The sequence below is a fragment of the Burkholderia sp. BCC1988 genome (genome assembly GCF_905339895.1).
In the GTDB taxonomy this organism is placed as follows: domain Bacteria; phylum Pseudomonadota; class Gammaproteobacteria; order Burkholderiales; family Burkholderiaceae; genus Burkholderia.
This window is the reverse complement of record NZ_CAJPHA010000032.1, coordinates 1-21,528: the sequence shown is the minus strand read 5'-3', so window position 1 is coordinate 21,528 and position 21,528 is coordinate 1. Positions and strand designations below refer to the sequence as shown.

The window sequence follows — 21,528 nt, the reverse complement described above, 5'->3', positions numbered from 1 at the left end:
CCGTCGACCCATCCACGCAGCTGGCCGCGGTGCGGAGCGTCACGCAAATCGGCGCATCGGCGACGATCACCCGTTCCTCTAGACCTCGTTCTAACCGCGCCCTGAACTTCTCAAGGAACGACTCATGCGTCGAGACATGCGCACAGCGCTTGCGCGATCGCATCGAGCGGTGTGCCGGGCCCGAACGTCGCCGCGACGCCCTTCGCCTTCAGATGGCGAATATCCGCGGCCGGAAAGATTCCGCCCAACACCACCGGAATCCGGGCGCGATGCAATGCCAGTTCGTCGAGCAGCCCTTCGACGAGCTCGAGGTGGGCACCCGACAACGACGAAATGCCCACGATATCGGCGCCATGCGCCTGCGCGGCTGCCGCCACGGACGCCGGTTGCTGAAACAGCGGCAGGCGCAGGACGTCGAATCCGGCGTCCTCGAGCGCGGCTGCGACGACGGCCGCACCGCGGTCGTGTCCGTCCTGGCCGAGCTTGGCGATCGCGATGCGCGGCCTGCGTCCCGCGCGTTTTGCCAGGCGGTCGACGCCGAACCGGTGATGCCGGCGAGCGAGCTGACCGACACGGCCGCGTGTACGGGCGGGTTCGGAATGCGCTTCGGCGCGTCGCTGACGACGCTCGGATCGCCGCATTGAATGTGTGCAACACGTCGATCACTTTCGACTATCTGCCGGGCAGCGGTGGGACCTCATGACGCAATCCGTGTGCAATGGTTCCGCGGCACGCGTCAGACGGATCGCGACGGGTCGAGCCGTTCTTTCGCTCCAGGACCGATAGGAAACTTCATCGCGTCGTGGAAGGGATTTTTTCTATCTTTGACTACCACGGCGCGAGGCACCCGACCAGAGCAATGCAAGCAATTGCCGCGAAGACAGAACCGGCTCGTCAGACGAACGCAATCCGGGCAAGCGATGCCACGCCACGCCCGGTTCGCGATGATGCTGTTGGTGATAGTTGATGTTGTACGGCCAGATAAAGAAGCGGCCCAGTAACCCGACGCGCCACGAATAAGTCCAGTCATTCCAGCCAGCCGTGACACCCGGCCCGCCGCTGTGCTCTGCAATACTACGGATCTTCTGCACCAGCGCCCCAATTGTCACAAGAGGAACGAACCAAAGCGCCGCAAGCGTCAACAGTTCGCGTACCGTGCATGCATGCAGGAGCGGCACGAGCAGGATGCCCCAAGTCGCTATCGCCGTAAGCAGCGGCAGTGACATGGACGCACCACGCCCGTTCGCACGCCGGTATGCGCGCATGTTTTTCACCATGTTGACCAGGAACAAATCACCGAGCAGTTGCCGGACGAGCGGGAGTGTGTCGAGTGGCTCGAATTTCCATGGCTGCGCGTGGTACAGATAATTCCGCTCTGGATCTTCCGAAGTCCCGACGTGACGATGGTGTGCGAGATGCAGCGGGCGATAAAACTCGATGGGCACGAGTCCCGGTACGCCGATTGCCAAGTTGATCAGAAAGTCGTTCGCGAAACGGCGGCGGGTCAAATGATAGTGTGTCGCGTCGTGATACAGAATGAATAACGCGTGTTGCCGGGTCGCGACAACAACGGCAGCGACGAGGTAGCCTCCCCAATGCCCCACCGATAACGCAACTCGCAGCATAACTACGATACATAGCCATTCAAGCAACAATGCGGCGGCCGTACGCAGGTCAACGTCGAGACGAATGAGCACGGTCGTCGCACCGCCAACGCCAATACCGAGTGCGAGTCCCGCGAGCATGTCCGCGATCAGATGCTGCCCGGTCGTCAAAACCGTGAGCGCCAGCATTGCGCTCCACGCAGCGTAATAGCGCGCTGCACGGACACGTAGCGCAGCCAATACCACGGTTACAGCCACAGGCAGCGCAACATGCCCGCATGGACTCGCGGCGAGTGGCGCGTCGATCCGATACAGCCACGCGATCCATCCTGTCGCAGCCGGCGACCGGCTCACGGCAGTCGGCCATAGCAGATGACTGACGATGCACAGGCCTGCGGCAAGCGCACCTGCGAAAAACGCGGGCAGCAGCCAATTTCGGCATCGGCCGAACCAGACGATCGACGGCATCACGAGCGCGTAACTCAAATAAAGCGGCACGCTGGCGGACACGCGCGGAATGACCGCATCGTACGGCCCCGGACGCAACAGCGCCACGGGTGCCATCGGCGCGTGTGTGACCCAGAAGTACAGCGCACCCGACACGACGACATAGATTGCGAGCCAGCGCCACGCGTCGAACGCTGACGGTATATAGGAGGCGGAAACAGGAGGTATGGCGCGCATGTGAAAAAAGGAGCGGCTCAATCGCGTATCATGATAAATCGTTTCAGCTCGCATGAATAACGACGCTATGCCGCTTCGAGCCAGTTCCATGACACGTGCGCAGCTGCGCGACGTCGACGTTGCACATATGTACGCGCTCTACTCGACCTGTTACCGGGATACGGAACAGGCACGTTTCGAACACGATCTCGACGACAAGACACATTGCGTCATCATGCGCGATGACACCGGCAAGCTGCGCGGCTTCTCCACATTGAAACTATATGAACAGCAGTGGTGCGACACCACACTGCGCATCCTGTTTTCCGGCGACACGATCGTGGATCCGGCCTGCTGGGGCAGCCAGCAACTCGCGTTTTGCTGGATTCGACTCGCAGGTGAGCTCAAACGCTACTCGCCCGACGTGGCACTATACTGGTTTCTGATCTGCAAAGGGCATCGTACGTACCGCTACTTGCGAGCGTTCGCCCATGACTTCACCCCGCGATTCGACCGACCGACTGAGCCCGTGAATCAGGCACTGCTCGATCATCTGGCAGTTGAGCGCTTCGGGCACGCATACGACGCCGCGTCCGGCGTGCTCAAGTTTCCGGTACCGCAAGGCCGCCTCGCCCCAGCCCTCGCCGAAGTGCCGGACGTGCATCGACGGCTGCCGGATGTCGCCTATTTTCTGGAGCGCAATCCAGAATACGCATGCGGCAACGAGCTCGCCTGCCTGTGTGAACTGACGCCGGAAAACCTGCGCCCGATGGCAAGACGAATCTTCACCGGTGAATGAGCCGATGACGCGGATCCGGCTAGCCACAGCGGTCGACAACGAACGGCTCCTCGCGTTTCAAACACGTTACGCGATGCTAAGCGGGATGCCGCTTCGCTTCGATCGCTCGCCGGATTACTCCGCACTGCATCGGTGTCATTCGAACGACTATCGAACCTGGCTCGCGGAGGACAGCGCCGGGCGCGTCAAAGGAATAGCCAGCATGGTCGTTCGCGACGGCTACATCGCCGGCGAGAAACAGCGCATCGCTTACCTCGGCGACTTGCGCATCGCACCCGATCGCGAACTGGCGCACACGTGGGTCGACTATGTCGTCGATCGCCTCGCTGATCTCGCCCGGCACGAAGATGTGCAGCATACGTACTGCTGCGTCATTCGCGACAACAGGATCGCAACGCAATCGCTATTCAAGACAGGCAAGCGGACCCGGCTCGGATTTCGACATTGGCGCGGCTACAGTAACGTGTCGATCTATGCGCGGCGTATCGCTGCGCGGAGCGCCGGCTCCGTCAGGATCACGAACGCGTCGGCCGCCGACGCCGACGCGCTCCGCGCATTTCTGGACCAGGAGTCGCGTTCCCAACCCTTCGGTTGCGTCTTTACGGCGGACGAATTCGCGCGCCGCCTGAACGTCTGGCCCGACTTTGGAATCGAGCGCTTTCTGGTCGCACGTAACGCGCAGCGGCGTATCGTGGGCTGCGTTGCTCCGTGGGATGCAGGACGTATCAAGCGCATCGTGCTGGAACGTCTGCCGCGCTCGCTCGGTGCGCTGCGTCACGGCTTCAACGCCATCGCGCCGTTGCTCGGACGCCCTCCCATCGCAGCACCCGGCCAGCCGCTTCAGGACATCTACCTGACTCATCTGCATGTGAGCGGACGCAACCCGGACATCGCACAGGCACTGCTCGATGCGGTCTGGCAACGAGAGCGGAGCCGCTATGCGTTGCTGCAGCTTTGCCTGTACGATCACGACCCGCTATGGCCCGCCTTGCACGGCTATCGGTACACCGCACTGCCGATGGATCTATACACGCTATCCACGCCCGGCGCGAGCGCACTTGATCCGGGCGGCACCGAAGCGATCCCGGGATTCGAAATCTATCTCGTCTGACCGCACGCGACCGCAGCCGCTCGCGTGTCGTTCAGGAGCGCAACGAGTGCAAGCCAGAAACGCCCCGCATCGAAGCCGGCGCCGCCGAGTACAGGCTGGCCATGGTCGAGATGCGGCACGCACACTTGGGGCATGCCGCGAATCGTCTGGTGATCGAGGTAGAACTGTCCGTCATGCGCACAACCGGGACGGTAGCGGTCGAGGCGTGAGTGATGTGCGTCGAACCGGGACGTGCGTTCTATCGACCAGCTCACGACATGCACACAGTGCAGGCCACCGGGCACCGCAGACAACAGATTCGCGATGCCCGCGTCGCGCCCGCTGCCGATATCGCGCGAGCCTGCATGCAGCCAGCGTGTGCGCAGCAATCTCCCGGCGGCTCGACCCAACCATGCGGGATCGATGCGCGCCCCCCGTTGCTCGAGCAGGCCATCGACGATCGCACTCGGGCCGACGGGCGGCTGAACGAGTGCGATACCGTCGCAACGAGCACGAAGCCCTGAATCCGCATGCAGAGCCGCCAATGCATCGAGCCCGCCCTTGCTATGGGTAAGGACGATAAAACGGCGATCAGCGGGCAAGCGCGCATACAGGTTGCGCACGATATGCGCGCCCTGCTCGGCAACGGCGCGCGACGAGCGGACCGGCACACGAAGGACTGAGTACCGCGCGGCACGCAACGCCCGCGCAGCATGCCCGAAGCAGGCAGGTATCCATTCGGAATAGAGTCCCGCAACCAGCACGATGACGGTGTCCGGGAATGCGTGAGCGCCATGCGCGTGCCAACATTCGATGAAGCGCCCGGTCCAGTCGAGTGCTGCGGGCGCCGGTTCGAACGGCGTCAACGGGTAGTGTTGCCGCCACTCGTCGAAGCCGGACGGCGACCATGCCGGACACCGTGCGCTCATGCCGGCTCCGTTGTCACGCCATCGGCAGCGAGCGCCGCGCGGGCAGCAGCCAGCGTGGCTGGATTCCCGATTCGGGCAGGGTGAAAACGCGGCGAGAACCATGCCAGCCACGCAGGCAGCACGCGGGTAACGATGCCCGGCGCGCCGAACAGCCACCAGCCAAGCTGTGCCCAGCTTCGCCAATTGCCGGCGTCGCGGTCGGCACGCGCGAGACGGACGATGAAATAGCCCAGATCGACGACGAAGCATGCCGTAACGCCGAGCATCGCCGCCGTCCGCATGAAATAGCGCTTGATCGCGCCGCCGCCGCAAGCGCGAAATACGTCGAACGCGACGGCCTTGTGTTCGGTTTCCTCTATCGCATGCCACCGCCAGATCGCGGCCATCGACGGGTCGACGCCGTCGAGAATGGCCGGATCGCGCAATAGCAGATCGGCCAGAATGGCCGTGTAGTGCTCAAGACATGCCGTGAAGGTCAATTGAAGCAGCGGCGAAGCGACACGCCGGCATTGTTGCTGCCGTCTCCGCATGAGCGCCTCGAGTGCGTCGACCGGCATGCCCTGGCGAGCCAGGCGCCGGTTATACGCGCGGTGCTCGCGGATGTGAGCGGCTTCCTGGTACAGGAAAGCATCCACTTGCGCGGCGAGCGTGCCGTCGGCCGGCAGCGCGTCGCAGTACTGCCTCACGCTATCGACAAAGAACTTCTCGCCAAGCGGAAACATGATCGAGAACGCGTCGAAAAAGCGCGTCACGCGGCGGTTGTCACGATACCAATAGCGCGGAATGTGGTCGGCGAAACAAAAACGCGGATTGCGCCGACGGATGTCTGCCGCGTCGTTGCGGCGTTCATGCGTTGAATCGTCGGTTCGTTTGGCGTACATGGTCGTGGCCAATCGTGGCGTAACGCGCAGGGTCAGCGCAGGCGGGCGTATTGTTCGATGATGGCGATCGAAGGTATGCTCTGCGTCGCCGCCACCATCCATGTCCGAATTGTATGTTCGTTGCCAATGCAAGCGCCATAGATAATCGTTCGCGACGGTTCGATCGGCTGAATCTCTGCGTGCTCGCGCTGCAGAGCGTTGCATGGGCCGGCATCCTGACGTGGCTGTCGCATGGTACGAGCCCCTTGCGCTGGGTGTCGCTCGTACCGTTCTGCCTGATCATGCAAGGTGTGTTTTCGATGATGCACGAAACATTCCACGGTTTCGGGCATCGGCGCGGGGAAATCAACTACTTGATGATGTGGTGGGCATCGACGATGTTCGGCGCCGCAGCAACGCTGATCCACGTGAATCATCTCGGTCACCACGTGCGGAATCGAACGCCTGCGGAGCGGGTGGACTTCGTCGAGCCGGACGTTTCGCTGTGGCGCAAGCGAATCGAATACTACGTGGCGATCGTCGGCGGCATTTGGTTGGCGAGTTGCGCGGGCAGCTTCGTCCTGGCCGTGCTTCCGAGTCGCATCCCGCATGGTTGGGCGAAGTACGGACACGACAACACGTATGCGGCTGCGTTCAGGGACTTCGACCAGGCCGACTTTCGACGAATTCGATACGAAACCCTCGCAGCCGTGGCCGCGTGGATTGCACTGGGTGCATTGCTGGACTGGCGCGTGCTCGACATCGCGATTGCCTACCTCGCATTCGCGTTTTCGTGGTCGTCGCTCCAATGGGTGTACCACATGCACACGCCGCTCGACGTTGTCGAGGGCACATACAACATGCGTGCCCCCGCACTGATCCGCTGGGCGTTCCTCAACTTCAACTACAACCTGACGCATCACCGGCATCCGAGCCTGCGCTGGCAGGAGCTTCATGCATGCTCCGACGCAGCGGAGACGCGACCGCTGTGGTACGGTTGGCTGCATGTGTTCGAGGCGCCCCGGCGTTTGCCCAGCGATCCGACACAGCTCGAAAAGACCTATTTCTGACGAGAGGACGCACGTGCGTGCACAGGATGCGTGGGCCACGTTTGGCGCGGCAGCAGAACCCTTCCGTCGCGCGTGGCTCAGCGCGCTCGATGCGCCGGGCGACGCGCAGGCGGCCTATCTGTCACGCTTGCTCGCCGCGAATCGGAACACGACGTTCGGCATTGCCAACGGGTTTGCCGATATCGCAGATCCGGCACAATTTCGCGAGCGCGTGCCGGTGGCCCCCTACGCCGGCATGTCCCGATGGATCGATCGTGCACTCAAGGAGTCCGCTCCGATCCTGACCGCGCAAGCGCCACGCTTCTTCGAGCGCACGAGCGGCGGCAGCGAGCAGCAAAAGCTCATTCCCTATACGCCGGCCTTTCTCGAAGAATTGCAGTTCGCGCTGATCGTCTGGCTCTCCGATCTGCATCGCGCCGTGCCCGGCGTCGCGGCCGGGCGCGCGTACTGGTCGATGTCACCTCCAATGCACGCGCGCGAACGCGCTCCCAACGGCATCATGATCGGATCGGACAGCGATCTCGAATACCTGGCCGACAGCCCGCTCGTCGATCTGCTGCCGACGCTCGTCGCACCATCGCTATCGGGTGACGGTCGGGCGTGGCGCAACGAAACGTTGCGCGCGCTGATCGCCGCTGATGATCTGGCCTTCATCAGCGTATGGAGCCCGACCTTCCTGACCAGTCTGCTTCGTCCGCTGTTCGACGAAGCCGAACCGCAACGCCGCGATACGCTCACCTTCCTGTTCGATTCGCTGCCGTCGAACCGTACGGCAGCGCTGCGGCGCGCACTCGACGATGGCCACTGCAGCCGGCTGTGGCCGCAGCTCGCGGCAGTGAGTTGCTGGATGGACGGTCCGAGCAAACACTACGCCGCACATGCCCGCACCTTGTTTCCGCAGGCCGCATGGCTTCCGAAAGGCTTGTTTTCCACCGAGGCGGTGGTCAGCTTGCCGTTCGGCGATATGGCCGGCTGTCCCCTCGCCGTCTGCAGCCACTTCCTGGAGTTCCTGCTCGACGATGGAACCGCGATAGGCGTGGAAGAACTGAAGCCGGGCGATACGGTCGAGGTCGTCGTGACGACCGGAGGCGGCCTGTACCGCTATCGGCTCGGCGATCGGGTCCGTGTGACCGGATATGCGGGACGAACGCCATGCGTGGCCTTCGTCGGGCGGGCTGGCACGCAAAGCGATCTGGTCGGTGAAAAGCTGGACGAAGCCTATCTGGCTGCGTCGCTTTCCGAGGTGCTGCAACCGGGCGATGAAGGTTGCGTGATTCCGTGCGCAGACGCGGATCCGCCCCATTACCTGCTGTTGCTTGCAAGCGGTACGCAGGATGTCGCCGCCCTGCGTGATGCGCTGGAACAGGCTCTCGCCCGCGCTTTTCACTACCGACACGCACGCACGGTCGGCCAGCTTGGCCCGTTGCGCGTGGTTCGTATACCCGGGGGTGCCGCCCAGCTGGCGGATCTCGTCCAGCGAGCCCACGAGCGTGCTGGCATCCGGGCTGGCGACGTCAAACCCCGCGCACTGGTGGCCAAGCCCGCCGTGGCGGACGCACTCCGCGCATTCATCGAGGACACGTGCTCATGTTGAACATATCGATCGCATCAACGTGCCCCCCGTGCGACGAATCCGAGCCGGACGCCGATGGCGAAGCCTTCGGCGCGCTCGTCGAGCAATGGTACGTCGCGGGCACCGAAGCCGAGGTCAAGCGGGACAAACCGTTCGGCACGCGCGTACTCGGCCTCGGCATCGTGCTATTCCGGGCGGCAGACGGCGAGATCGTCGCGCTCGTCGACCAATGCGTGCATCGCGGCACCCGGTTGTCGGCCGGGAAAGTCATCGACGGCTGCCTCGTCTGTCCGTATCACGGCTGGCATTACGACCAGCACGGCAGCGTCACCCGAATTCCCAGCATCGACGGCTCAAGCGCCGAATCGACCGGTACGACCTACCCATATCGTCAGCGCAGGTTGCCGGTGCTGACTCGGCACGGCCTCGTCTGGGTCTATCGCGGGCGAGGTGATCCAGCGCTGAAGCGGCCGTTCGACATGCCACACCACGGCGAACGGCCGTGGCAGTCGTACTACATGGTCAATACGTTCGATGGCGATCTCGGTGCGCTGGTCGAGAACTTCATGGACGTCCCGCATACGGTGTTCGTGCACGACCGGATCTTTCGCTCATCCACTGGGCGGCGACTACGGGCGACCGTCGAACTGAAGCAGCAGAGCGTCGAGGTCACGTATCACGATGATGGCGACAAGATCGGCATGCTGGACTGGCTGACCAATCCGTCCAGGGAACCGCTTCGGCATACCGATCATTTTTATGCACCGAACGTCACACGGTGCGACTATCACTGGGGTAGCCGTTCGAGTTTTCTGATCATCAGCCAGATCACGCCGCTCGACACGCGTCGATCGCGTGTCTATACATACATCGCCTATCGCTTTTCCTTGCCGGCTGCGGTGCTGCGCGCGCTGAAACCGCTGCTGCACCTCTACACGCATTCCGTGATCCAGCAAGACGTGCGAATCATGCGCGCGCACCGCGAGGGACTCGACAACGCCGCAGGCTTCACGCCGTCGAGCGTGCGCGCCGATGTGGTCCACATTGCGATCGGTCGGTTGTTGGCCGCGACGCAGCGTGGCGAGCCGTTGCCCGATGCGCAATGCGGCACGAAGCCGATGGAATTCGTGATCTAAGCGTCACCGGCGCGATCGGGCGAGGCGCCCGGCTCGACCGGCGCACCGCCCACGTGCCCCGTATTTCCGTTAGCCTCCCGTCTGGTCCTGGCTCGCGATCAGGCGTGCTCCGCATGCCAGCAAGTCGCCGTCGCATGCGGCGACTTGCCCGTCGAACCGGGCGTGACCCGACACCGTCGCAATGAAGGTCAGGCCGTGAATCTCGCAAATCGCGGGATCGTGCAAGCGTGCAATCGCGCGCCCGTTGATTCGCGAGTTCGGCGCCCCGGACACAACGCGTCCGCCGTGGCTGTGCACATCGCCTTCGATGATGTATCGCTTTTGACCCATGACGTGTCGATCCGGTCCGTCAGAAATCCCAGCTGAACGTCTGCGGATGCGCTTGCCGCGACGCGGCGTCCGACGGCGTCAGCATGACGATCGTGGCATGCAGCGGATCCCGCAGGTTGATCAGTGCGCTCGTCTTCCCGTCGCCATAACCCATCATCAGCGCCAGCGCGGTCTGGACCCAGATCGAGCTCGTTCCGGTGTCGCCGCCGATACGGCGTTGCATGTCGAATGCGTCTTTCGGATCGTCAATATCGATATGCTGCGGGTTGTCGTGCAGCGACTGCACCAGCAACGCGAGATTGGCGGTCGAAGAGCCGGTGTCGTAGAACATCCGTCCCGGCTGCTCGCCGGGCGCAAGCGTGCCCACTGCCTGCTGCCAGCCGGCGCGGATCTTTTCGATTCGCTCGCCCTTCTTCAACGGCGCCCCGTGCCCGTTGCTCAGATCGACTCGCACCGGCCGATGCAGATTGGCCAGGACCGGCCATTTGTCGTACTCCTTCAGTTGCCACGTCGTCCACGGAATCGGCACCCACGGGTTCGGCTTGAAGCCGTCCGGTATCTTCAGCGACGCGGTCTTCCAGAACTCGGGGAGCTTCGCCTGCCAATAATCCGCCGGCATCTCCTTTTCACCCTTCTTCCAGTAGGCTTTCTGAAGCTGCCAGAAATAATTCCACAGCTTGATCACGTCATATCGCGTCTGGGTGTTGTCGATCGCCTCTGGTGCGTCCACCACATATGGACGAATCAATCGGTCAACGCGATCCTTTCTCGTCACGAGCAACGCAACGTAACTGTCCGGATTCTTTGGTACGAAGTTTCCATCTTTTGTGGACAAACCCAGGTAATCGGCGCCCGGAGTACCCAAATAGGATCGCGTGTTGATTCCATCCTCAACCAGCAACACTACTGCCGGCAAGTCCGGCTCGCGGTCAAAAATATCAAACGCTCTAGAGACTACATCGTCCCCATACGCAGTATGTATTTCATCGAGTCTCGTATAAATTGTATTGCCAATCCCCGCCCCGTTATCCGCACTACTGATGTGGGTTGCCATCCGGCCCGCATCCGGATCACTCTCGTTTCGGGGCGGCCCGGCCACTATCACGGGAATCGGCCAATAATCGACCCATCCGCGCAATGTATAGCCGAAAACGTTGTTCTCGCGCTTATGTCCCGCAAAGCTTCGATCACTACTCGACCACGGATATTGTTTGGGATCTTGCAGGAGCAACGTTCCATTGGTCCCTGCCTCGTCCAGCCGCATCAATAGCGCACGCTGGCGAAACCGGTCAACGGCGACGCCAAAGCGTCGTATCTCCAATGTGAACCGTGCGTCCCGAGATCCGTCCCCGGCAACGACAGCTTCATTTACGCTGGTGGGACGAGCGGCAGCGGGCGTGTCTCGAGGCGGCGAGTCTCGACGCAACGAGGCACCATAGGCGATACTGACGCATGCCGCCAACAATAGCGGCGGCAAGATCAACAGCGACAAGCGTCGATACATTGCAATATTCCCTCCCAAAAATCCCTCCCTTCCAACAACAAACTCCAAGACTGCAATCCATAAGAGAGTCAGGATTGCGAGTGCGAGCAGAAATATTCGTGAAGCCGGTGGTCGTGTGACGTTTGTCGTAATCATGGCGCATCAATTTGTCAATGTACCGATCGTGCTTCTTTTGCATCTTCGCTATTTCGATCTTTCCTGGTTTCACTGACCACACCGTCAGGAAAATCCTTGGGCACGATATTTTCTTCCGGGAAAACTCCGCTTTCGTAATAGCTGCAATTGGCTTTTACTATTTCGGACGTTACGGGGTCGAGCTTTTTGCCGAGTTTTCTCTCGGCTTTTACTATATCGCTCTCCGGAAGTCTCCAATCAGCAATTGCCCGCAGGAGTTTTGCCCAGTCCGGATCGTCCAGCGCACGCGCCTGGCCTACCGATACATCGAACGCGGTCGCACAGCGGTGATTTCTACGACCGCTCATGACCGCCGAGTGATATGAGCTTTCTCCCTGATGATTATTCATCAGCCGAACCTTGGCTTCGTTGAGCGTCTCCTGCCGATAGACGACGATGTGCCCGGGCGACGGCGGTACCGTCGACACGACCCGGCCTACCTTGCACTGATCGTCTGGATCCTTGCCCGCATTCAACGACGCCTCGACCTCGGCGGTGGTCGGCAGCGTCCCATCCTCGCTCGTTGGCCATTCGATGGTTTGTGCGGGCAATGGCTGCAACGCACCTTCGCCACTGTTCGTGCTCAAGGCAATTTCCGCTTCGAGCTGGTCAATGGATTGTTTGCCGGGCGCATACTCGCCAGCATTATTTGCCGAAAGCGGCGTTGCCTCCGTTCCAGGCAGCACATTGCCTTCCATTTCGGGATCGAACGGTGGCGTCAATGCTTCGCCATTGATATTGCGCTCGGTACCGACGCTTATCTGCGTCGATTTCACCCATGTCGTGAAGCCGCCGGGCAAGCCATGGGATGTTTCACCCTTTTCCCGCATCGTAAAGTTTCCGGGCGGCGTACCAACCTGAACCGGCTTGCCCTGCCGCAGACGCCGGGTAAAGACACGCTGCCGGAAAGCCGCCGACAGCAGATTGATTTTCTCAGGCTTGCTTCCCCGCTGCGCCGCACGCACGTGGATTGAGTCGGGCAAGCCCGAGCAACCCATGCCATTGACGCCGCGCAGACCGACGGTCGCATCCTCCGGGCTGAAGTACATATACACTTTGCCGCGATTGTCGCGCTCGGCGAACACGACGCATTCGTTGCCTTGCAACCCGCTCAGGCGCGTCGCCTGCACGGGATCCCACGTCGGGCCGACGATGCCGAAATTGTCCCGTCCTGGCTCGTACTTCAATTGATCGAGTGGTGGCGTCGAATATTTGCCGCTCGCCACAAACCCGGCCAGGTTTGCCAGGGTCTTTGCACGCGCGTAAGCCGTCTGCTGCTGGTCCCCGCGTTGCAGCAGCCGATCCATGAACTCCTCGCTCAAGCTGTAGGGCGAGTCGATCAGGACCAACGTGTCGGCAGGACGGTCAGCCGGGCCACATTGGTTGGGAATCAGCCCCTCGACGAGATACGCCTGGGCGAGCAGCGATATCAGCGTGCCCTGACTGTGCGCAATGATGTTGACCGTCCCGTCCGGGTCGATAAGGCGGATTTGCCGCACCAATGCCGCGAGCCGCCGAGCTGCCAGCAACATGTAATGCCGATTCTCTGCCTCGCGAAGCGGGTGCGTCGGGTCGCCCTGCATCCGGTCGAGAATTTTCGTCGTCATTCCCCCTTTGAAATTCGAGTCGAACATGTCGGGGATGTTGTTGGTCGCGTTGGCGAAGAATCCGCCGTTGCGCGCGCGGTGCTCATCGAGGCGGTTGCCGAACCGGTCGACGTACTGGCCGTTGACGGTTTCCTTATTGGGGTCCCGGGGCAAATCCTCCTTCCCGACGCGTAACCCCCAATAAAACGGAATCAACGGGCTCCTTGTCTCTTCGCTTTCCCGCCGACGATAGATGACGTCGTCCATGTTCTTCATCATGTCGGCAACGCTCACCTGGCTCGGGTCGTTCGCCATGCGGCCGTGCGAGTACTCCGCGCCCTTGAAATCGGTGCGACCGAGGCGGTCGTTCAATCCATCGCACAGTCCGCCCTCGACTGTGCCGAAATCCGTTCCAAGGTCATTAACGCCATGGATCAGGATCGTCGTGCAGGGGAAGCGATTTTGTACGTCGGTATTGACGAACGCATCCTGCGGCCGGTTGCAATTGAGAATCGCCTGATGTTCGCCGACGATCCGGGGCGACGAGGTTGTGGTATCGGACATGATCGCCTGCCTTAAACGTCGAAAACCTGAATGTGTGCAATGTGCATCGCGTCGCTCGATGCCAGCTCCGTCAACCCGTGTGCATCCGAGACCCCGTTAATGACCTGGCCATTGCGCAGCGTGATCTTGTACGGACGATTCGGCACGGGATGCGTACCGTCGTCACCGTCTGTGCCGGGGTACCGCAAGCGGAACTTCTGATCGGCTCCTCCGCGATTGAACGCCGGCGGCGCAACGTGGTCCGTGTTCGGGCCGACGAAATCATGTCCCGCCGTGTGCGCGGTGAACGCACCGTCGGAACCGACCTCGACGCCGCCACCGACTTTCACGTAGCTTCCGTCTTCCGCGACGAGCCGGATCGACTTGCCCGAGATCAACACCTCGTCGCCGACCGACATGATCTGTATCCCCTTCTGAGCAGTCGCCGCAAGCGTGTCCTGTTGCGCCTGCAAGACAACGGGGCCCTCGCCGGCAATCGCACGGACGCCTTCTCCGCGCCCGAACAGGTGGATGCCCTGGCCCGCCGTCGTGATTACGCGCTGACCGCCGGCGAATTGCAGGTTCTGCCGCGCGATCTGATCGATGTTCTCGCCGGCGTAGGTCACGTAAGTCTTCGGGGTGATATTGAGCGCGCCCGCCTTTGCGCCGAATGCCATCAGCGCCTGAGAGTCGTCTGCGTCGGCGTTCGACGCACGATCGTCGCCTGAAGCGTGGCCGCCCGGCGTCCATCCCTTGAAGGCGGTCACGACAGCTTGCTGCCCCGTCGCATCGGTCGCCGTGCCGCCGTGCTGTCCGGCGTAATCTCCCAACGCCTTGAACAGCTCAGCGCATTCGCCGAGCAACTCGACGAGTTCATTGCGGTCAAGCTGTCCGCCGCTCGCCTGCGTACGCGCGTAAGTCGTCAGAAGCATCCCTTGCGCCGCGCGCAACGCAGCTGCCGCGTCCGTGCGCAATTCGGCGCCATGGCCGCGGTCTGCACCCTGTCCGTTGTCGCGTGGTTGCGTCAGGTAGCCGAGATTCAACTGGCTATGCGCATGCTCCGATGCAAGCTGCGCGCTGATTTGCTGCGGTGTGTCGTCGAGACGAAGCTGGTTGTAGCGTTGCCCCTTGATTTCCTTCGTCTTGATACCGGAGAGAAAGCGATTGCCCGGCAGACTGCCCGTATGAGTGAAACTCGCCGGCATGTTCGCGCCGTTTGCCAGCACGCCGATGATGACCAGCCTGTCCGGATCCCCGCCGAGGCTCCCGAGCAGAACTTCGGTGCCCACCCGCGGCAAGAAAGTCTCCCCGAAATTCGGCCCGGCCAGACTGGATGCCACGCGGATCGGTGCGCTGTCGCTCTCGTTGCTGTTCGTTCCGGCACCCTGCGCGTGCGCATGATCGCGGGAATCCTGACCGAGAATCTGCACGAACACGCAGCCATTCTCGTCGCAACTGACCTCCTCGCCCTCGGCCCCGACCACGCGCCCGGTAATCAACGGCGTCGGCGGAAGGTCGGTCTTGGGATCGTAAAGCGGCGTGAGAGGCGTGCCACGCGGCACGCACGAGAACGTATTTTCGTAGCGCGTATCCTGCCCGGACGGGTCGCCATCGCTCAGCGAGCGTGGCTGCTGAAGCGTGTGGCTGGCGGCGAACAGCGTCTGCGCACGCTCGTTCAACCCTTTGGGCAGATTGTTCCAGATCTCGTGGTGCAGTGACGTAATCACGAATTGCTGCTTGTCGGACGGGAGCGTGCGCCACTCGTCCTCTCCGGCGATCGTGATCCATGAGCCGACTGCGAGGTCGCGAATTCCGCTCACGCCGTCGTATCGAACCGCCTGCGCTTCATGAGCCAGAATGCGATCTTCCGTCATCCGTTCGTGGTCTGCCCACGAGTCCGCCATATGCGGGACGTCGATCACGAAGTCCGATAGCAATTTCGCGAGATCGTTACCCGATTCGCCTTGATCGATCCTTGTCGATGCGCTCGACTGGTCCACGCGGGCATATCGGTAGTCCCATGAAGGTCGCCCCGATTCCCCCGAAATCAGTTGCTGGCGCATCGTCAGAGCGGTGATGGTGTCGCGCTGTTCCGTTCCAGCGTCTCGTGGATGGACGCGCACTGTACCTGCGGCGGACTCGCTCAGTTTCTGAGGGTCATCGCAGAACACCAGCGTATGCACGGGAGGATCGCCGTCTTTCGCCTCCCCGCTCACCCGTCCGGCGCGCACGAACAGCGTGATGCCGTCGCGACGTGCAATCCGGGAGATGAAACGGGCATCAGATTCGTTGACCTGGCGTACGAAAGAGCGACTTGGATAGCGGGATCTGTCGAGTTGGGACAGGTCGAACTCGAACGCCTGCGCGAGGGCAACACTACGCTGTCGCCATTCGCTCAGGACGACTCCAAGTACATCGACAACGCTGACGTTACGGAAGATGCGGGAATTGGTGCGCTTTTGCAGCAGGTTCACCGCGTCGGTCACGGTGAACTGGTAAACCGTCAGCTCCCCGTCGGTCCGGCCGATCTGAACGGCGCTGACGATTGCGTTGATGGCATGCAGTTGGCCGCGATCCGTGACGATACCGACTGAGACCGGCGCACCAATGAAAAGCTTCGGAGGCAAATCGCCCTGCTGCGAAATGCAGGTCAGATAGCCGCTGATGCCGGTCATCATGCTTTCGCGGATGCTCGCGTGCTGCAACGCGATCTTCGACGCCAGCGCGTGCTGCGCCTTACCCCAATTCAGCACGACCGGCCGGCGATTCGCATCGATTCCCGATACGAATTTGCGGAACGACTCTCGGATATCCACGACGGTCTCTCAGTTTGATTCGTTATGACCCGCCGGATGTTGCTGTTCTAAATAGCTGGCGGCTGCGCGCGAGTTTACCAAAATGTGACACGGAAATAACAATCGGGGATGCCGACTAACAATTTTTCATGTTATTCGACGAAGAACACTATATTCCGCCGCTCTATCTGGACCGACGCGCAGTGCTCCGAACGTCGGATGTCTCCCGGGCCCCGCCCAAGGCGCGTACACGCTTCCATCGCTGTGTTCGTCTTGGCTAGACGGGCCGAAGTGAATGCTGATGCTATAAATGTGCATATAGCGTGCAATAAAAAGCAGTCGTGGAATCCGATATCACCGGCAGTTCCAGCGATTTCGCCTAATTCATGGCGTCATTGAGAGGACCGACGAGCATCGCTCCGATCATCTCGGCGAAGCGATTCGCTCTCGCTTTGCACATCCACATCCATATGCAAACGCTCGCGGGGCTGGCCCATGTACACCGTAACATGATGAGCCGTTTGGCAGGCTCCGAGAGCGTACAGAAGTTCCTTGGAGACGCGCCTCGGATCATTCGGGCAGCAACCGATATTTCCGGCGACGTACAGAGCACGCTCTTCTGGTATCGCAATGCCCGTTGCCAATTCGCAATGCCACAGCAACGATCTCCCGTCTCGAGACGCTGGGCGCCATTTAGGCGGAACTTCCCGTCAACCTCGAGCGGTAGCTATTGAATTGTGAAATTAATAGTTTTGTTCAAATACTGCAAAAAAGGGCCACCGTTTTTCCAGCCTACATCCCCTCCCATCAACATCCGCCCCCCAATAATCCTCCTTGACACCCTATCTTTCGATATATATCTTTAGATATGTTTTACGACATATAGGACACGATCATGCGACACAACTCCTCCCGCGGCCATGCCCGATGCGACGGTCATGGTGCGCATGCGGGCCCTGACTGGTACACCAGTGTCTGGCAACTGATCGGCCGCCATCGGCGCGGCCACGATCCGTTCGGCGGCGGCCCGTTCGGTGGCCGTGGCGGACGCGGCGGCTTTGGCGATTTCGGCGACGACGGCATGCCGCGCGGCCGCCAATTCAGCTCCGACGATCTCCAGCTGCTGCTGCTCGCGCTGGTCGCCGAGCAACCGAGCCACGGTTACGAACTGATCAAGGCGCTCGATACGCGCTCGAACGGCTTCTACAGCCCGAGCCCCGGCATGGTGTATCCGGCGCTCACGTATCTCGACGAAGTCGGCTTCGTCGCGTCGCAAGCGGAAGGCAACCGCAAGCGCTATGCGCTGACCGACGCCGGCCGCGCGCATCTCGATGCACAGCGCGAACGCGTCGACACCTTGTTCGCGCGCCTCACGCACCTCGCACGCAAGATGGAATTCATGCGTCGCGCGTTCGCCGGCGAGGCGGCGGGCAGCGAGGCGCAGGACGACACGCAGCCCGGCTGGCTGCCGGAGTTCGTCGAGGCCCGCCTCGCACTGAAGCGGGCGCTGCTCCACAAGAGCGCGGCCGATGCCGACGAACAGCGGCGCATCGCGGCAATCATGCGCCGCGCGACGGCCGAAATCGAAGGCGGCACCGGCACGTAACCCGCGCCGCCCCGTCAAAACCCAAGGAGAACGGATTGATGCAGAACCTATCCGAACGCGCCGTCACCCGCGTGCGCCATACCCTCAAGTTCCGCCTGCTGCAGGTCGTGCGCGTGCACGCCGTGACGCCGCACCTGCTGCGCGTCACCCTCGGCGGCCCCGACCTCGCGGATTTCGAATCGTCGTCGTTCGACGATCACGTGAAGGTGTTCTTCCCGCCGCCCGGCGCCGAACGCCCCGCGATGTCGACGCTCGGCGCGAACGGCCCCGAGTTTCCCGAAGGCGAACCGAAGCCGGTCGCGCGCGATTTCACGCCGCGCCGTTTCGACCGCGCCGCCTGCGAACTCGATCTGGAATTCGTGCTGAACCATCCAGGCCCCGCATCGCAGTGGGCGGCACAGGCACGCATCGGCCAATGGCTCGGCATCGGCGGCCCGCGCGGATCGTTCGTGGTCCCGATCGATTTCGACTGGCATCTGCTGATCGGCGACGATACGGCGCTGCCGGCGATCGCGCGGCGTCTCGAGCAATTGCCGGCCGGCGCACGCACGGCGGTCGTGCTGGAAGTCGCGGATCGCACCGCGCAGATCGCGTTCGATACGCGTGCCGACGTGCATGAAATCTGGCGCTTTCGCGCCGAAGCCGACGCCGCGGACGGCGACCTGCTGCTGAACGCGGTGCGCGAGCTGCCGCTGCCGTCCTCCGGCGACGGTTACGTGTGGGCGGCAGGCGAAGCGCAATCGATGCGCGCGGTGCGTCAGCACCTGACCGGCGAGCGCGGCGTCGACAAGTCGCGCATCCGCGCGGCGGCCTACTGGAAGCGCGGCGCGACGGCCGTGCACGAAACGCTGGAAGACTGACGCGAACGGGTGCCCGCGCACGGGCGGCCTTGGCATCGGCGGGGCGGCTGGTATATATCTGTGTCTGCGACGCCGCTGTCGGGCGACAGCCGCCGCAGCCCGCCCAGGAGCGCCCGGTCATGACAAGAGAAAGCCACGCTTCGCCTTTCCTTCGCAATCTGAAGATCGCCGGCTATTGCGGCCTGGCGGTCGTCGTGCTCGCGCTGTTCGTCGCGATGTGCGCGATCCTGAAGGAAAGCGCGCTCGAACGTGACGCCGCGCAGCATCCGGGCGAGACGCCCGAACTGCATGAAGCGGGCGGCGGCCCGTCCGCTTCGGCGGAAGCGGCCAAGACGCCCGGTTGACGGCGTCCGGCCCGCACTTCTCCCGCGTAGTCCTGCCGCTCAGGGCGTGCGCTCGCGCCCCATCAGCACCGCGTGCACGACGTCGCCGATCCGTTCCAGCAGCTCGACCACGCGTTGTCCGTACAGGTGCGCGGCCAGCGCGCCGGCCGTGCCGACCAGCACGCCGCCGGCCATGTCGAACGGCCAGTGCACGCCCGCATACACACGCCCCCATGCAATCGCGACGGCCATCGCGGCCATCACGACGCCGGTCAGCCGCGTGGTACCGGCGAGCATCATGCCGACCGCGAGACTCCAGGCAAACGTCATGTGATCGCTTGGAAACGAGCTGTCCGGCGCATGCGGAATCAGTTGCGTGCCGATTCCGGCCATGAACGGCCGCGGCGAAAACCAGAAATGCCCGATCACCTGCGCGAGCGCCAGCGCCACACACGTGCCGACGCCGGCCTCGATCGCCTGGCGGCGCGTCGGGCGTTCGCCGAAGATCCAGGTCAGCAGCAGCATCGCGGGCAGCGCATAGACGAGCCAGTCGGCGGCGAAGATCGCGAGGTGGGCAACGCCGGGGTGCGGCGCGGCGCCGGCATTGAAGGCGGAAAACAGGGTGAGATTGAGGTTCTGCATGAATCCGGTTGCGTGGGATGTCGTGACGGGACCGGCGGTGCCGGTCGGATGCGAACGATGCTAGTGCTCACTCGCTTAAGCAGTGCTTAACGCGACGGACGGCCGGTGACCGGACCGGGGCCCGCGCGCGAACGCACTTAGAGCCTGTACTGCAACACAAGTTCACACAATTGTCACATTCACGCGCGACTGTCTCCCGTAAAAGCTCACCGACTATCCCGTAAAGGCTCACCTTTTTCACATCGTGGCGTCACCGACCCGTGCGAGTATCGGACCGCTCACGCGCGCCATGCCGTTTGCACCGTTCGTCTCAATATTTGCGTCGCAAATCATTCGAAATCGGCAACAATTAATTCCATATGCGGCATCGCACAACGGCAACGCACAGGCATAGGATTACGAGCTTACGAGCACTCATCCACGAAGCGATCAACAACAAGGAGTCCGCATGAAACCCAGCGATGTCCGATCGAAAGCGTTTGCGATGCCGTTGACCAGCCCGGCCTTTCCGATGGGCCCGTACCGTTTCGTCGATCGTGAGTTTCTGATCATCACGTACCGCACCGATCCGGACCGTCTGCGTGAAATCGTGCCCGAGCCGTTGCAGGTCAAAGAGCCGCTCGTCCATTACGAATTCATTCGCATGGCCGATTCGACCGGCTTCGGCGACTACACGGAAAGCGGCCAGGTGATCCCCGTCGAGTACAACGGCCAGGCCGGCGGCTACACGCTCGCGATGTACCTCGACGATCACCCGCCGATCGCCGGCGGCCGCGAGCTTTGGGGTTTCCCGAAAAAACTCGCGTCACCCACGCTGCACGTGAACACCGACCACCTCCTGGGCACGCTCGACTACGGCAAGGTGCGCGTCGCGACCGGCACGATGGGCTACAAGCACAAGGAGCTCGACATCGACGAGCAGACGAAGCGCCTCGCGGGCCCGAACTTCCTGCTGAAGATCATCCCGCACGTCGACGGCACCGCACGCGTGTGCGAACTGGTGCGCTACTACATGCAGGACATCAGGATGAAGGGCGCGTGGACGGGCCCCGCGTCGCTCGAACTGGCACCGCACGCGCTCGCGCCGGTGGCCGACCTGCCGGTGCTCGAGATCGTCGAAGCGCGCCACCTCGTCGCGGATTTGACACTCGGCCTCGGCGAAGTCGTCTACGATTACCTGGCTCAGTAACACGTCCGCAGTCCTTTCTCCCTGTCAACCCTTTCACCACGGGAATTCGAAATGAGCAACCTGAATGGCAAGACCGCAGTCGTCACGGGCGCCGCAAGCGGCATCGGCAAGGAAATCGCGCTGGAGCTCGCAAAAGCGGGCGCGGCCGTGGCGATCGCCGACCTGAACCAGGACGGCGCAAACGCGGTTGCCGACGAGATCGTCAAGGCAGGCGGCAAGGCGATCGGCGTCGCGATGGACGTGACCAACGAG

Annotated in this window: 19 protein-coding genes; 10 read left to right on the top strand and 9 right to left on the bottom strand. The window is 62.3% G+C overall.

From position 1 onward, the window contains the following. Positions 1–122 precede the first annotated feature (122 nt). Entirely contained in the window at positions 123–491 is a 369-nt protein-coding gene (locus U4012_RS32355) for a cobalamin-dependent protein (protein WP_260444733.1), read from the bottom strand. A 327-nt stretch (positions 492–818) separates the two neighbouring features. Further along, the gene (locus U4012_RS32350) at positions 819–2,378 is read right to left on the bottom strand and encodes a fatty acid desaturase family protein (protein WP_321803673.1); all 1,560 of its coding nucleotides are present in this window, start codon (positions 2,376–2,378) and stop codon (positions 819–821) included. Between U4012_RS32350 and U4012_RS32345 the strand changes: the two genes are divergently transcribed. Together U4012_RS32345 and U4012_RS32340 are read left to right on the top strand one after the other, a co-directional pair. Continuing rightward, positions 2,377–3,066, top strand: a complete 690-nt coding sequence (locus tag U4012_RS32345) for a hypothetical protein (protein ID WP_321803671.1) — start codon at positions 2,377–2,379, stop codon at positions 3,064–3,066. The genes U4012_RS32350 and U4012_RS32345 overlap by 2 nt on opposite strands. Next, positions 3,059–4,177 (top strand): hypothetical protein, encoded by a 1,119-nt coding sequence (locus tag U4012_RS32340; protein WP_321803669.1) that lies wholly within the window; start codon positions 3,059–3,061, stop codon positions 4,175–4,177. The genes U4012_RS32345 and U4012_RS32340 overlap by 8 nt, the downstream gene beginning before the upstream one ends. Here U4012_RS32340 and U4012_RS32335 read toward each other — a convergent pair. Together U4012_RS32335 and U4012_RS32330 are read right to left on the bottom strand one after the other, a co-directional pair. Further along, positions 4,165–5,085, bottom strand: coding sequence for a hypothetical protein (locus U4012_RS32335; protein WP_321803667.1), 921 nt, complete (start codon positions 5,083–5,085; stop codon positions 4,165–4,167). The genes U4012_RS32340 and U4012_RS32335 overlap by 13 nt on opposite strands. Further along, positions 5,082–5,966 (bottom strand): metal-dependent hydrolase, encoded by an 885-nt coding sequence (locus U4012_RS32330; protein WP_063927848.1) that lies wholly within the window; start codon positions 5,964–5,966, stop codon positions 5,082–5,084. The genes U4012_RS32335 and U4012_RS32330 overlap by 4 nt, the downstream gene beginning before the upstream one ends. A gap of 113 nt (positions 5,967–6,079) precedes the next feature. Here U4012_RS32330 and U4012_RS32325 point away from each other — a divergent pair, with 113 nt between their 5' ends. Genes U4012_RS32325 through U4012_RS32315 form a run of 3 tightly spaced genes read left to right on the top strand, consistent with a single transcriptional unit; the run spans position 6,080 to position 9,724 of the window. After that, positions 6,080–7,015 carry a fatty acid desaturase gene (locus U4012_RS32325; RefSeq protein ID WP_321803662.1) on the top strand — a complete coding sequence of 312 codons (936 nt, stop codon included), beginning with the start codon at positions 6,080–6,082 and terminating at the stop codon, positions 7,013–7,015. A gap of 13 nt (positions 7,016–7,028) precedes the next feature. Further along, the gene (locus U4012_RS32320; protein WP_321803660.1) at positions 7,029–8,609 is read left to right on the top strand and encodes a GH3 family domain-containing protein; all 1,581 of its coding nucleotides are present in this window, start codon (positions 7,029–7,031) and stop codon (positions 8,607–8,609) included. After that, positions 8,603–9,724 (top strand): aromatic ring-hydroxylating dioxygenase subunit alpha, encoded by a 1,122-nt coding sequence (locus tag U4012_RS32315; RefSeq protein ID WP_321803740.1) that lies wholly within the window; start codon positions 8,603–8,605, stop codon positions 9,722–9,724. Before U4012_RS32320 ends, U4012_RS32315 begins: the two co-directional genes overlap by 7 nt. A 69-nt stretch (positions 9,725–9,793) precedes the next feature. Here U4012_RS32315 and U4012_RS32310 read toward each other — a convergent pair whose 3' ends face one another. The 4 genes from U4012_RS32310 to U4012_RS32295 all read right to left on the bottom strand — a co-directional run bounded on the left by U4012_RS32310 (position 9,794) and on the right by U4012_RS32295 (position 16,677). After that, positions 9,794–10,054: a PAAR domain-containing protein gene (locus tag U4012_RS32310; RefSeq protein WP_027790130.1), complete on the bottom strand. Its 261-nt coding sequence runs from the start codon at positions 10,052–10,054 to the stop codon at positions 9,794–9,796. Positions 10,055–10,073: 19 nt separating this feature from the next. Then, positions 10,074–11,558 (bottom strand): type VI lipase adapter Tla3 domain-containing protein, encoded by a 1,485-nt coding sequence (locus U4012_RS32305; protein WP_321803656.1) that lies wholly within the window; start codon positions 11,556–11,558, stop codon positions 10,074–10,076. Positions 11,559–11,707: 149 nt separating this feature from the next. Continuing rightward, complete coding sequence (locus tag U4012_RS32300; RefSeq protein ID WP_321803654.1) at positions 11,708–13,882, bottom strand: effector protein Tle3 domain-containing protein; 2,175 nt, start codon at positions 13,880–13,882, stop codon at positions 11,708–11,710. An 11-nt stretch (positions 13,883–13,893) separates the two neighbouring features. Next, positions 13,894–16,677, bottom strand: coding sequence for a type VI secretion system Vgr family protein (locus tag U4012_RS32295; RefSeq protein WP_321803652.1), 2,784 nt, complete (start codon positions 16,675–16,677; stop codon positions 13,894–13,896). Positions 16,678–17,551: 874 nt separating this feature from the next. Between U4012_RS32295 and U4012_RS32290 the strand changes: the two genes are divergently transcribed. From U4012_RS32290 to U4012_RS32280, 3 genes are all read left to right on the top strand, one after another. Beyond that, positions 17,552–18,262 carry a PadR family transcriptional regulator gene (locus tag U4012_RS32290; protein WP_321803650.1) on the top strand — a complete coding sequence of 237 codons (711 nt, stop codon included), beginning with the start codon at positions 17,552–17,554 and terminating at the stop codon, positions 18,260–18,262. A 38-nt stretch (positions 18,263–18,300) separates the two neighbouring features. Continuing rightward, on the top strand, positions 18,301–19,122 hold the full coding sequence (locus U4012_RS32285; RefSeq protein WP_321803648.1) for a siderophore-interacting protein: 822 nt from the start codon (positions 18,301–18,303) through the stop codon (positions 19,120–19,122). 119 nt (positions 19,123–19,241) lie between these two features. Continuing rightward, positions 19,242–19,466 (top strand): hypothetical protein, encoded by a 225-nt coding sequence (locus tag U4012_RS32280; RefSeq protein ID WP_124488982.1) that lies wholly within the window; start codon positions 19,242–19,244, stop codon positions 19,464–19,466. Positions 19,467–19,505: 39 nt separating this feature from the next. Here U4012_RS32280 and U4012_RS32275 read toward each other — a convergent pair whose 3' ends face one another. Further along, positions 19,506–20,087 carry an undecaprenyl-diphosphatase gene (locus U4012_RS32275; protein ID WP_044846507.1) on the bottom strand — a complete coding sequence of 194 codons (582 nt, stop codon included), beginning with the start codon at positions 20,085–20,087 and terminating at the stop codon, positions 19,506–19,508. 448 nt (positions 20,088–20,535) lie between these two features. On the opposite strand from U4012_RS32275, the gene U4012_RS32270 reads away from it, so the two are divergent. After that, positions 20,536–21,276: an acetoacetate decarboxylase gene (locus U4012_RS32270; protein WP_044846508.1), complete on the top strand. Its 741-nt coding sequence runs from the start codon at positions 20,536–20,538 to the stop codon at positions 21,274–21,276. A gap of 51 nt (positions 21,277–21,327) precedes the next feature. Beyond that, the coding region (locus U4012_RS32265) for an SDR family NAD(P)-dependent oxidoreductase (RefSeq protein ID WP_321803645.1) at positions 21,328–21,528 on the top strand (201 nt) is incomplete at its 3' end.

Excerpts from the sequence above, each read along its gene's own strand:
- U4012_RS32345 (WP_321803671.1), top strand. The coding sequence starts at position 2,377 with ATGACACGTGCGCAGCTGCGCGACGTCGACGTTGCACATATGTACGCG.
- U4012_RS32350 (WP_321803673.1), bottom strand. The coding sequence starts at position 2,378 with ATGGAACTGGCTCGAAGCGGCATAGCGTCGTTATTCATGCGAGCTGAA.
- U4012_RS32335 (WP_321803667.1), bottom strand. The coding sequence starts at position 5,085 with ATGAGCGCACGGTGTCCGGCATGGTCGCCGTCCGGCTTCGACGAGTGG.
- U4012_RS32330 (WP_063927848.1), bottom strand. The coding sequence starts at position 5,966 with ATGTACGCCAAACGAACCGACGATTCAACGCATGAACGCCGCAACGAC.
- U4012_RS32325 (WP_321803662.1), top strand. The coding sequence starts at position 6,080 with ATGTTCGTTGCCAATGCAAGCGCCATAGATAATCGTTCGCGACGGTTC.
- U4012_RS32315 (WP_321803740.1), top strand. The coding sequence starts at position 8,603 with ATGTTGAACATATCGATCGCATCAACGTGCCCCCCGTGCGACGAATCC.
- U4012_RS32310 (WP_027790130.1), bottom strand. The coding sequence starts at position 10,054 with ATGGGTCAAAAGCGATACATCATCGAAGGCGATGTGCACAGCCACGGC.
- U4012_RS32305 (WP_321803656.1), bottom strand. The coding sequence starts at position 11,558 with ATGTATCGACGCTTGTCGCTGTTGATCTTGCCGCCGCTATTGTTGGCG.
- U4012_RS32300 (WP_321803654.1), bottom strand. The coding sequence starts at position 13,882 with ATGTCCGATACCACAACCTCGTCGCCCCGGATCGTCGGCGAACATCAG.
- U4012_RS32290 (WP_321803650.1), top strand. The coding sequence starts at position 17,552 with ATGCGACACAACTCCTCCCGCGGCCATGCCCGATGCGACGGTCATGGT.
- U4012_RS32285 (WP_321803648.1), top strand. The coding sequence starts at position 18,301 with ATGCAGAACCTATCCGAACGCGCCGTCACCCGCGTGCGCCATACCCTC.
- U4012_RS32280 (WP_124488982.1), top strand. The coding sequence starts at position 19,242 with ATGACAAGAGAAAGCCACGCTTCGCCTTTCCTTCGCAATCTGAAGATC.
- U4012_RS32275 (WP_044846507.1), bottom strand. The coding sequence starts at position 20,087 with ATGCAGAACCTCAATCTCACCCTGTTTTCCGCCTTCAATGCCGGCGCC.
- U4012_RS32270 (WP_044846508.1), top strand. The coding sequence starts at position 20,536 with ATGAAACCCAGCGATGTCCGATCGAAAGCGTTTGCGATGCCGTTGACC.